This is a genomic window from Flavobacterium cellulosilyticum (assembly GCF_004349355.1).
GTDB lineage: Bacteria > Bacteroidota > Bacteroidia > Flavobacteriales > Flavobacteriaceae > Flavobacterium > Flavobacterium cellulosilyticum.
The window spans coordinates 35,309-48,618 of sequence record NZ_SMFK01000010.1 but is presented as its reverse complement, the minus strand read 5'-3'; the positions used below and the strand labels follow the sequence as shown (position 1 = coordinate 48,618).

At 31.7% G+C, this 13,310-nt stretch carries 6 protein-coding genes; all 6 read right to left on the bottom strand.

Annotation, left to right across the window (positions count from 1 at the left end):
* Nucleotides 1-13: 13 nt before the first annotated feature.
* The 6 genes from E0F76_RS13650 to gldJ all read right to left on the bottom strand — a co-directional run bounded on the left by E0F76_RS13650 (nucleotide 14) and on the right by gldJ (nucleotide 13,228).
* Nucleotides 14-1,891, bottom strand: coding sequence for an Ig-like domain-containing protein (locus tag E0F76_RS13650; RefSeq protein WP_132007109.1), 1,878 nt, complete (start codon nucleotides 1,889-1,891; stop codon nucleotides 14-16).
* A 12-nt stretch (nucleotides 1,892-1,903) separates the two neighbouring features.
* Complete coding sequence (locus tag E0F76_RS13645) at nucleotides 1,904-5,026, bottom strand: glycoside hydrolase 5 family protein (RefSeq protein ID WP_132007106.1); 3,123 nt, start codon at nucleotides 5,024-5,026, stop codon at nucleotides 1,904-1,906.
* A 344-nt stretch (nucleotides 5,027-5,370) separates the two neighbouring features.
* Nucleotides 5,371-8,187, bottom strand: coding sequence for a helix-turn-helix and ligand-binding sensor domain-containing protein (locus E0F76_RS13640; RefSeq protein WP_246022065.1), 2,817 nt, complete (start codon nucleotides 8,185-8,187; stop codon nucleotides 5,371-5,373).
* A 111-nt stretch (nucleotides 8,188-8,298) separates the two neighbouring features.
* A complete protein-coding gene (locus E0F76_RS13635; RefSeq protein WP_132007103.1) occupies nucleotides 8,299-9,633 on the bottom strand; it encodes a T9SS type A sorting domain-containing protein in 1,335 nt (444 codons plus the stop codon).
* A gap of 559 nt (nucleotides 9,634-10,192) precedes the next feature.
* Nucleotides 10,193-11,476, bottom strand: a complete 1,284-nt coding sequence (locus E0F76_RS13630) for a UDP-N-acetylmuramoyl-tripeptide--D-alanyl-D-alanine ligase (protein WP_132007100.1) — start codon at nucleotides 11,474-11,476, stop codon at nucleotides 10,193-10,195.
* A gap of 69 nt (nucleotides 11,477-11,545) precedes the next feature.
* Nucleotides 11,546-13,228, bottom strand: coding sequence for a gliding motility lipoprotein GldJ (gene gldJ, locus E0F76_RS13625; RefSeq protein WP_132007097.1), 1,683 nt, complete (start codon nucleotides 13,226-13,228; stop codon nucleotides 11,546-11,548).
* Between the last annotated feature and the right edge of the window lie 82 nt (nucleotides 13,229-13,310).

Here is a 13,310-nt window from a genome sequence, read left to right as displayed (position 1 = left end):
CTGTTTCTGTTTTTTAATTTTTGAAGTAAATATTGTCCAGATAAATATTTCCGTTTCCATCAAATTTCAATTGAATGATATTGCTTAAATTTACTGGTGAAAAAGCAGTTAAAGGAATATCTATACTTTTCCATCCTCCAATGGAAGGCACTGATATTGTATACGCTTTTTCAACTGGTCCAGGACTTATCAGATAAACTTTTAAACTCGTTGAATTAGAAGAATAATAATCTAAATGCAAAAAGCCTTTTGAGGATACATTTTGAGCACTGCCTAGTTCTATTCCTTGATAATTAAGTCCCGCATATTTAAGTGTATTATTTCCTGCAATTAGTATTTGTGTTGCAACGGTACTTTGCCCCCAACTAGGATTAAAATTTGTAGCGGCTACATTGGTATAGGCATCACTAAAAATGGAGAGCACATTTGAAGCAGCAGTAGTTGGTGTTGGAGCTGCAGTTACAGGAACCGACGGAATTACACTGCCATCGTCATAAAAATAAATATTATCTGCATAAAAACCTGTAATATTTGTACCGCTTAAAATTATTTGACCAATATGATCTTTAGCTAATAATCCCGTTAAACTTGACAATGGGATATTCAATCCAATCCAACTTTGAGAAACCAGTGTTGGACCAACAAAAGTCACTGTTGAACTCGTATCATCTGACCCACCAAAAACTCCATCTGCACCAAAATCGACCACTTGTACTTTAAAGTTTGCCCCCGATGTGATTGCATTTGGCATAAAAAGATCTAAATGTAAATGGGACATATTCGACACACTAACAGTTGGCTTACTAAATTGAATACCAACAAAATTGAAATTGGCATAATTCAATACATTATCTCCATCGACAACAAAGTCTGCAGATGTTGTAGTTTGATAAGGTGCCCAATAACCATTGAAATATTCTACTGATGCATTTGTATATTTATCACTATAAATAGAAAGCACTTTAGCAGCATCTTGTGCAGGTGTTGGAGCGTGCGTAAAAGATCCCAAAGAATTAATTGTTAATGATCCTTTTGCTGTTGCTTCACCAAGTTTTGCAGTAATCACAGCAGTTCCCGCAGCAAGAATTGTTACTTTACCAAGATTATCAACAGTAGCTGCAGAAGGATTAGAAGATGAAAACACAAAATAAGCAGGTGATAAACTGACCGCTTGGTTGATACCATTTGGCAAATTAAATATGGAAGTTAAGCCATCAATAGTTTTTTTCACTCCCACAAAAGAAGTTTCGGTTTTATTAACTCCATTTAATATTGAACCTTCGCCAAGCGCGATTGTTCCTAATTTTTCGAATTTAACCTCATCTACCCAAAATGAAAAACCATTCCCATTTTGATCAGGTCCAGCAGAAATATAAAACATTCCTTTCTCTATTTTTAATTTAGATGGATCTGGAATAGGAATAATATATTTTTTCCAAACAGTACTTAATTTTAAGTTTGTAAGTGAGGCTTGATATTTATTTTCCCCTAAATCTAATCCAAAACCAACCGTTCCAATAGTAGCAGTTTGTAATGATTTAGCCCAAAAAGTTAATGCATTATAACTTGTAAGATCTTTACCTACTTTAGTGAAAAATGCCCCGCCAGCATAAGAACCAGCAGGATCATTCACATTAGGAACATCAAAACGCATGGATGCACTTGTATTATTATAGGCAACTTTGTTATCTACTTGAAAAGCAAATATGTCAGTCCCACTAAAAGCTGCATATTCTAGACCACCACTAAAACTATCAATAAATACGTTTGGATTATTAGAGTATTTAGCTGTTTGTAAATCGGCATCGTCATTTTGACATCCCAATACAAGTAGTAAACTCATAAGGGCAAGTCCTGTTTTTTTATATTTAAAAATTGAATATGTTTTCATATCTATATATTATTAATTACCAATGTTTATTTGAAGATAGGTTCTTATTTCCCACTCTTGACCATTAGGAAACCCAACTGCCGTAGGATCAGGAACTAAATTCCCCGCAACGTTTACTATTTGAGTTGGATTATATCTATTTGAATATTGATCTAATGAACGCCATGTACCTCTTAAACCAATTCTTGTACCTGGAAGTATAAACCAATCTTGTTTACCAATTCCAAATGAAAGATCAGTCATTAACTGCATTGGATATGTTAAATTGAAATCTCTGTGATAATCATAAGGCCCCCAATCGTTAACTTTTACAGTTGAATTTAATTTCACTTTTTTATAAAGCATTTTAAAATCCAAACCAAAACGATCAATTGTTCTGGCATCACTACCATTACTTTGAGCTGGTCCACCATATATATTAGCTATAAAACCAAAATCAGAATTTAATTTTGATACGATTCTTGCTTGAGCTTCCCATAAATCTTTAGCAGGAGCCGCTCCTGGAAAAGCAAAAGTGGTTCTTCCGTTAGCTAAAATCCCAATGGCTGCATCTTGAGAAGTAGGCAAATGGCGAAATACAAATCCTGCACTTACGGCAAATTTGGCATCTTCTGAGCGGTCATTATCCCAATCATACATCCAAGTACCTGGTGTTGGATCATAAGTCAATAATAACTCACCTGCTACTTGCTTTCTGTTGGCTCTTACTACAAAAGGATCATCTAGAATATTTCTAGATCTACCTGGCGCAGCGACATCCGTTGTTACTGGACCTTCTACTGGTTCTTGCCATAAGAAGTTAGGCGCTATTTGTAATTTACCTACAGTATAAGTAAAACCTGTTAAAAAGTTATACTGATTCCCGCTTCCACTATCTTTCAGTCTCCAACCAGCAAAAGTTTGAGTAAGATCGGCACCACCAGAAGCAACTAATCCTTGTGCAGCAGTTTGTCCGTACCAATTGAATTTGCCTCCTAAATAGGTCAATTTCATTTTTCCACCCCAATTGTCTTTGGATTCAATTTGATTTAAAAAGACTTGATTTCCCCTCATTACTTGATAATCTCTACCATTGAGCGGTTGACCAGCCCATATACCTCCTAAATCAACACTTAAATTTCCAAATTTTCTATTGGCATGCAATGTAAATCTTCTTGTTTTAGGTTGAGGAACAGCAAAAGAACTTTCAGTTGCGCCACGTTGTTCTAGATCTTCGTGAAAAACACCGGTTAAATCATATTTCCCGACTTGTTTAGAATATTTAAGTAAAATAGCTGGATTGGCACCCCACCAAAGTTGCGGACCAAAAGCTAATTTTAAACCTTTGAATATTTTTTTTCCTTCTACTTCAAAACCAAATGGAGCACTACCGTTATAGATGTCTATATTCGGTCCATAATTGGCTTCTGGATACAAGCCAAAGAAATCGCCTTCATATCCCCAATGGTAATGACCGGTTCTATAAAAACCGTTTAAATTAAATAATTTTTCGTCCCATTTATAACTTGCTCTGTATACTTGTACACGATTAACGTCTTGCAAAGTAACATCTCCATTATTGCTATTTACTACAACAGGACGCCCTCTGTTTTCATAAAACACCTCGTCAATAGGATTAAGAGCTACATTTCCAAGAATATTGAACTCTACATTAGCAGTCATATTAGAGACAGGGTTACCTTCAACTCCAATAAAATAAGACTCCATATGGTCAAAACCAAGTTTGTTAGGATATGATGTATTGTTAGTAGGAGCTTCTTTTGGAGTTGTAATTAAACTACCACCTGTATTGAAAGTGGTAAATTCAGCAGCTAATCTAGAGAATTTTATTTTCCCTCCTTTTTGTGCTTCTAACGCCGCTTTGTCACTTCTCGCTTTAAGGGATCCATCTAAAATCTGGATTTTATTAAAATAATTGTCAATTTCACTTACTGATTTCCCTTTGGTATATGGATTTAATTGGTGTACTTCTTTTAAAATATAATAGGCTGATCTTGGATACAATTGATAATTCCCTTTAGAATCCGTTGGTCCTTTGGCACAAATTCCAAACCATTCTTCATTCATGTTGTTTTCACCCTTTGAAAAGTCAAAAACATATCCACCATTAGACCACGAAGCGTTAGTATCGTGAATGTCTAAATTTTTAGTTTGCCCATATTTCCACCAGCCATCACTAAATTGAAACGTAAATCCACCTAATGAATTTCCGCTTTTACCAATGCCCGCAGCGTTTTCATATATTTCTTTCCAATTCCCTTTAAGAATTGCTGCTTGTGCATTTTGATCTTCTTCATTAGCAATAGCATTAAAAGCGTCAGAACCAAATTCTGAAAACAAGATAGGTTTACCATATTCTTTTTTAACACGCTCAAAAATATCTCCAAATGAAATTCCTCTATAAGCATTTACACCTAAAATATCTACATCTGGACATTCTTTTGCAATTATATCTAAAAACAATAAATCACCGTTGCATATCGCCATTGGATGTGAATTATCAATAGCTTTCATTTCTACTACTGCATCATTAAACAATTGATACATTGCCTGGGCACGTTTTGTAGATTTCCTGTCTTCCATTGGAATATTCTCCGTGTCTGCTCCATCCCAAAATAACCCATAATTATTTTCGTTCCCTAATAAAAACAGTAGCAGCCCTTTTGTGTCTTTATATTCTGCCACCATTTCTTTTGTTTCTTTCAAAAGCAAATTTCGCGTTTTAGCATCTGAATATTCTGTTGTAGGAACCCAAACCCCGTCTATAGTCAAACCATAACGACCAAAAGTGTGGTTCAACATGGTATATATTCCATAATTAGTATAGATATACTCGATCCATTTTTTAGGTATACCACTATAAACTCTAATGGTATTAACTCCCATATTTTTAAGCAATGACATTTCATCATCTAAAGCTTGCTGAATGACACTCTCTGGTTGTTTCCAAAGACTATAATTGAAATTTGTTCCAATAGGAAAATAATCCCAATTCACTCCATTTATCATGAAATCTTCTCCATTGATAACAAGCCTTGTTTCTTCATTATTTTTTTCTAATGACACCTTATTTGCCTGCGAATAAATTGCGAATGTAAAGGACCAAAAGACTAGGAATAAAATATTTTTCTTCATAAGATATATTTAATTGAGTTGAATAATATTTTTACTTAATTAATACAAAAAAGAAACTATTTAATGGTGTTTACCTGTTTAGTGCCATTTAAGTAAAAACCTATAATTTGATTAATTTTTGATAAAGTAAAAATAAGTATAACTAATTAAAGTAAAACTAAAAATAACCCTTATAAAAAACATACAAATCAAAAAAAAACACTTCGTTTTAATATAATCTACAAACATCACCAGAAAACACTGAGAATCACTCAACATTAATTCTAGGTAAATGAAATAAAAAAACCACAACATTTACGAAATGTTGTGGTAATGTATAGTTTTAAATTCTTCTCTTAAACGAACTATACAGCTAGTATATACTCAACCAAGCCTTGTTGGTGAGACAAATCGATTTTTTTACGCAAACGATATCTTTTTATCTCTACACTTCGTACAGAAATATTTAGTAAAGGTGCTATTTCTTTGGAGGAAAGGTTTAATCGTAGATATGCGCATAATCTCAAATCGTTTGGAGTTAACGACGGATGTGCTTCTTTTAGCTTTTTTAAAAAATCCTTATCTGTATGATCAAAAGCTTCTTGAAAAACATTCCAAGAATCATCTTTTGAAATGTTCTTATTAATGGTAGATATTACTGATTTAATACTCCTACTTTCACTTTCTGACGTTTTTTTCAAATCTTCTTTAATAAAAGCCAGCAATTCATTTTTGCTATTTAAACTCATTGTTGATGCTGCTAATTCTCTATTGATAACATTTACATCTTGAGAAAGCTGTTCGTTTTTTATATACATCATTTGTTTCTCATTTTCAAGCTCTTTAAATTCTAATAATAAATTATTTTCTTCAATTAGTTTTTCTTTTTGTCTCTTATGATAAGTATTGTATTTTTTAATAACAAAATGGTTTAGAATAAAAAACAAGAGAATGTAAAATGCAATTGCAAGATTTGTTTTATACCAAGGTCTTAAAATAGTAAATGAATATATTTCTGTGTTTTTGATATCTGAATTAGCATATTTGGCTCTTAATTTAAATACATAATCTCCTGGAGACAAGTTTTTAAAATTTGCAGATGATTCTGTATGCCAATCTGTCCATTTGTCTTGAAATCCTTCTAAAATATATTGGTATTCAGTATTAATATATTTGTTGTATTCAGGAACGGTATAACTAATGGTTATATTATTTTCATCATGTTTAAAAACACCTAATTTAAGAACATCATCAATATGAACCGTTTCATCTAATACATTTGTAACTATTTTAGAAATGGAGACTTGATAATCATCATTGTATAAATTATTAATGTTTAACAGATAATATCCATCGGTAGTACCAAAAAAGTATATTGAATTGGAAAGTTGAGTAATGTTTTCATAACCCAACATCGAATTTGTTAATGAAACTGGGATAGGTATACTACTCTTACTTAACTTATTATTTAATTTATTTGCAGCATAATAATTAATATGATTTTTTGAAAACAACCACAATTTATTTGAATTATCTACAATCATCTTTCCAGAGGTAAACAAATCATTCTCAAAAACAGAACTCAACAGCTTGTCTTTATTAAATTGTTTGGTTTTATTATTGAGTTTAAAAACACCTTCCTTATAAGAGTAATAAATGGCATTGTTAAATTTTATCAAACAGGAATTTTTACCTTTTCCGGGGTACTTATAAGTTGTAAATGCGTTTATTGCAAACAAATCTTTATCAAAAAGCAATCTAAAAACTCCTTTATATTCATGGCTTACATAAATGGCATCATTCGCATTTATTTCAAAATATTTTGATGAATAATCAAATCCCTTTATTTTATTTCTAAATTGCCATTGATTATTTTTCTTTTCAAGTACTGAAATTCCATAATAATTCCCTTGTAAAATAAGGTCTTTATGATTTGGAACTGCCCTAAAATTCCAAGTCCCTGTTGAAGAAAAGATATTTAGTGCTTTATCATTATTTATTATAAATGTGCCTTTATCATGTCCACAAAACAAGGTGTCGTCATATAAATATAGGCTCCAAACTTGTCCTTTTGTACCATTTATGAAATGAAATGATTCATTACTTTGATAATTTTTATAAAACAAGCCCTGATTAGTCCCAATATATAGCTTTCCTTTATAAAGTTCTGAACAATAAACAGTTCCCAATACACCTGAATCATCTATATAACTTTGTATAGGCGATTTTAAATTGATACAATTAATACCGTTATCTAAACCTACCCACAAATTACTCTCTTTATCTTCAAACAAAGAAAGGACAGTATTATTACTTAAACCATTTGCTTGAGAGATTTGATGTTTTATTTTACCTTCTTCATTTAATATAATAATACCATTGGACACAGTACCAATTGCAATATTCCCTTCAGATAATAATTCACAACTATACACACTGCTCTGCATTATTTTGGAATCAGCTTCGGTATTAAATTTAACTAAATTACCTCCCAATAATTTATAAAACCCTTGATTTTGAGTTAATACTAAAAGATCATCACCCTGTGCGAAAAGATTAACTATTCTATTTCTTTTTAAAATGGGTTCATTTGAGACCAATTTACTTTTACCTGAATCAATTTCAAAGAGTCCTTGATTGGATATTTGAAAATAAATAGAATGAGGAGTCCTAAATGACTTAATAATTTCATTACTAGGCGCTAATATTTTGAAACTTCCAATTTTAGTGTCATAAATATAAATACGATTCAAGGATTGGAAAATGACCCATTGATCATAATTCAAAATATTCCAAAATTGTTCCTCTTTAAGAATTCGGTTCTCTATTGGCTTACTTAATGATGTATAGCTTAATAATCCATTTGAGTTTCGATTCCAAAAACCAAATTCCATATAACTACCTGTATATATTTTATCCCCAATTACTTTAACCGAGCGAATAATGGTTTCATTGGGTGATGGATACAATTGCCAATTCGAACCATTATACTCTAATAAACCTTCATTATTAGCAAAAAAGATAAATTGATTTTGATCTTGAGAAATCATCCAGTTTTGATTCCCAGCTCCATAGGTATCCGTTGTATATTTTACAATAGGCGGTAACTCTTGAGAGAAACTTAATGAAAAACTAAAAAAAATAGAAAAATAAAAAAAAGCTATAAGTTTGTTTTTTACCATTTTGAATAAGTATAACAACATTAATGATATAAATATATCAATATATTTATATTAAAACAAAAGAGGTGCGTTTATTTCTAAACGCACCTCTTAAAAACTATTTGATAAAATTTATTCTTTTACAAATTTAGTTGTACTAACCTTTCCATCAATTTCAGCTTTAACAACATAAACTCCCTTAGAAAGGAAACTTGTTTGTATTGTTATAGAATTGCTTTTTGGACTTGAAGTGATAACTTCTTGTCCTAAAACATTATACACAGAAATTTTGTTTATACTTGCATCTGCTGAAATATTCAAGGTGTTTTTAACAGGATTAGGATACATTTCTATATTTGAAGTTTCAAATTTAGTGGTTCCTAAAGAAGTTCCTTTGTATAAATAAATATTATCAACATAAACAATACCCAAATTTGAGGTAATTATAAACTGTGCCAAATCATTTCTTAAACCGGCCATTGCAGTCAATGGTACATCAATAGATATCCATGTTCCAGGATTTGGGTTCGGTAATGCTGGGCTACTAGCATTTGTAGTAGAGAATGAAATCGCATTTGCTTCAGCAGCTCCTCCATTCCAATTTGAAAATTTAAAATTGAAACTTTTATCTAAAGTTGCGGTTTCAGTCCAAATATCAATATGAAAACGTTCCATTGCAGTTGCGTTAAGATGATGCCCTGCAACACTGAAATCTACTCCAAGAAAATTAGTAAACGTAATTTTTTTAGTATTATTACCGGCTATCTGTAAATCAACAATATCTGAATCATCCCATGGTGCTGACCAAGTATCTATAGGAATATTTGCATAAGTATCACTAAATAGTGAATATACATCAGATGCATTTCTATTTGGAGGTGTTGGCGCAGCTGTACCAGGAAGTGCATCAGGTGCAATAACTGCTTTTACTGCAGTAATATTATCTACATAAACTGTAAAGTTAGCAGGAGTTTGAAATCCTGAATTATCAGCTTTCCAACCAGGAAAAAAAACAATTTTAGAATAATCTCCATTAGCAGTAGCCGTACCATCTAATGCTTGAGTAAATGTAAAAGTAAGTGTTTGCCATACACCAGGTGTATTATATGTTGCTGAAGCAGCAGAGGCAGGCCCTCCCATTTCCATTTTCCCTAACATTGTAAATGCTTGAGATGAATAAACATCTACCTTAACTGTTTTATCAGTAGTCAATCTAATTTTACTAGTTTGTAATATAACCTCAGCCCCTTGCCAAGGATTACCAGTTGACACACTTACAAGTTTTAATCCATTCAATCTGGTTCCACCAGCAGCTGGATCTGCTACAATAGAGGCGCTACCTAACCCTTCAAACCCTGCAAATGTATATGTTGAAGGAGGAGTGGATTCAAAATTTTCAATGAGCTCTTGCTGGGAAAATCCTAATGACGAAATCATTAGCATAATTAAAAAGAAAAGTTTTTTCATAATAATAAGTTTTTAGATTAATTAATTTTAGTAAACTTAATAAAGAAAAAACTGAACCTTGTATTTTGAAGTACATAAAAACTATACAAAATAAACATTCTACAACAATACATGAAAAACCAATAATACCAAGATAATCAGCCACTTATAATAGCACTTCTTATAACAATATAAAAAATAAAAGTGCCAATTTCAGACAATTGATGAGCTAATGTATAGGTAAATTAGCAGAAACAATATGCGAAATAATTTGAAATAAAATTAATTCTATAAAAAAACGTCGTATAAAAAGCAATACCTCTATTTTTTTATATAAAATATTGAATTTTTAATAAGTAATTTTTCTAAAATCAAACCAAAAAGAATTCTACTTTAAAAATTATGCTAGATTAATTTTCCAAAATATAAGAAAAATAAACTTTCTTTTGTCCTATTTTCGAGGATGAAAAAATGACTGAATTAAAAAAGAACATCAAATCCCTTTTTAATACTATTTATAAATTCAAAAAGCGTCTCCTAAGTAAATGATGACGCTTTTTATTATTTTCAAATTTCTTTCTTACAAAAATTCTAATGTTCGTTCTAAAGCCATTCCTCTAGATCCTTTAATTAGAATGGAACTATTTTCTATCTTATTCTTTTTTATATAATTTGAAAACTCATCAAAGGTTTCATAGAAATGAAAGTCTTTTCTATCGCTTTTGTTTAAATAAAAATCTTTGCCAATAAAGTAACAAGCAATGTCAGTTTCATTCAAAAGAGCTTCCACAATTTCCTGATGTTCTCTAAGACTATCTTCGCCTAACTCAAACATGTCCCCTAAAATCATAATCTTGCACTGAGAATCGAGTTGCACAAAATTCTGAATTGCAACGGCCATACTACTCGGATTAGCATTATAGGCATCTAGAATAATCTGGTTTGTTCCCTTGGTCAAAAGTTGAGACCTGTTGTTCTCCGGAACATATCCTTCCAAAGCTTCTTGTATTGCTAAATCAGCCACTTCAAAGTATTTCCCAATTGTGAGTGCCGCATTTATATTATTAGCATTATACAAGCCAATTAAATGAGTTTCAATTCTAAAATTAGAATAAAAAATAACAACAAAAGGATTTGCCGTTATGGAATGTATATCCACATTTGCATTTTCTTTTTTAATTCCAAATGTAAACGTTTTTATATTTTTAGTCCTTTCTATTTGGATTGGATCGTCCAAATTCACAAAAACTAATTTGTTGTTTTCCGAAAGATAGACGTACATTTCACTTTTACCTTCAATAACACCTTCTACTCCTCCAAATCCATCTAAATGAGCCTTCCCGAAATTAGTTATATAACCAAAATCAGGCTGAGCTAATTCACAAAGAAATTCAATTTCTTTTTTATGGTTGGCTCCCATTTCCACAATACCAACTTCTGTTTCAGTGGTAAAAGACAATAATGTTAAAGGAACACCAATATGATTGTTTAAATTACCAACGGTGGCTTTAGTTTTGTACTTTTTTGAAAGCACAGCATTGATAAGTTCTTTAGTAGTGGTTTTACCATTACTACCAGTAAGAGCAATTATAGGCACTTTTAAATACTGTCTATGAAATTTAGCCAATTCCTGTAGTGTATTTAGACTATTATCTACCAGAATGGTTCTGTGGTCAATGTAATAATCTGTATTATCAATTATCACATAAGAAGCTCCTTTTTGAAGCGCTTCTAGAGCAAAAGTATTGGCGTCAAAATTTTCACCTTTAATTGCAACAAACATTGATTTTTGTTCGATTTTTCGAGTGTCTATTGAAACTGAATTGCATTTTAAAAATAACCTATGAATGTGATTGATATCCATATCTAAAATAGATTTAAAAAAGTAAAAGCCCTAATCAAAGGGCTTTTACTTGTATTATAAATTAGTTTTTTAATTTCTAGCTGATTTTCTTTTTAAAGATTTTGGACCTACTTTAGACATTGCGCATCTAAATCCTATATAATCAGTTGCCATATCTTGAGGAAAATACCTTCTTTGAGCTGGATCTAACCAATAGGCTCTATCTCTCCAAGAACCTCCTTTATAAACTCTGATGTTGTCGTTTATCAAAGTTGTTCTATTATTTGATTTATCGTATTTTCTAACCATTTGCCCTAAACTATCTGTAGTTACATTGTGCTCAGGAGAATTATACATTCTTTCGCTTTCTATTTTTTTAGGATCAGATTCAGAGTCAGAAAATTTGAAATATTTAGAAGATTGTTTGTCACCATCTCTATAATTGACATTGTCACTTTTATCAAAATTGATTCTCAAATAAGTTTCTTTTTCATCAACTGGTACTTGAGCAATTTGACCTGGAAAAGCTCTTGCTATTATTTTTCCATTGCTTAAAGTATCATATTTAATATTTTCAGCAGTAATAACTTCAATTTTACCGTCTTTTCCAATTTTATTTTTGGTGTATTTATTTCCTCTAAAATAATTGAAATCGTTTGCTTCATTATCAATTATAGGTCTGTAAACATCCATAACCCATTCGGCAACATTACCAGCCATATCATATAATCCAAAATCATTTGCTGGATAGCTTTTTACAGCATTTGTAATATCGGCACCATCGTCAGACCATCCTGCAATTCCACCATAGTCTCCATTGCCCTGTTTGAAGTTGGCCAATTGATCTCCTTTGCTTTGTCTTTTTCCAGAACGTGTATAACTTCCTGACCAAGGATATTTTTTTTGTCCTTTATAAATGTTATATTCTCTTTGCCCCACATCTGCAGCAGCTGCATATTCCCATTCTGCTTCAGTAGGAAGTCTATATTCAGGTAGAAGAATCCCAGAAGATCTTTGCGCATATATATTTGTTGCCTCGACTGTTTTTCCATCTTTTCCAGCCCTAGCAGGTTTTCTAGCACCTTTTTTTCCTGGCAAAACAATTTCAGCATTACCTCCATAAGCTGACGTTGGAGAATTCAAATAGGTTTCAGTATCAAAATTTTGTTCCGCTGAAACATCATTTGTTTTGGCATTCTTTTTAAGATAACCGTTTTTTTCAAGTAACGCTTCATTTACACGTTGCGTTCTCCAATTACTAAATTCTACTGCTTGTAACCAGTTGACTCCTACAACCGGATAATTGGCATAAGAAGGATGTCTTAAGTAATTGTTGGTCATAGTTTCATTATAACCCAATCTATCTCTCCAAACAAGTGTGTCTGGGGATGCTCCTAAGTAAATGTTTTTATAATTTTCTTCGGTTGGCGGGAACACTTTCTTAACCCAGTCTAAATACTCTAAATACATAGCATTAGTCACCTCGGTTTCGTCCATATAAAAGGACTGAACATGCTGTTGAGTTGCAGTATTATTCCAATCATGCATAACATCATCTTCAACTTTACCCATTGTAAAAGTTCCACCTTCTACAAATATTAGCCCTGGACCTGCCTCTTGATTCTTATTTGCGGAAGCTTTTCTGCCATCTACATTCCAGCCTGTAGCTCTTGACGCACTTTTTGAGCTAGATTTTTTACTACAACTAGCAAAACTTACTATCATCATTATTGACAATATCAACTGTAAGACTCTTATTTTGTTTACTTTCATACTCTTTAATAGGTAATAATTTAGGTGGTGCAATATAATAATTTACGATTAAATCGCAACAAACTTTTTTTTTAATAATTTA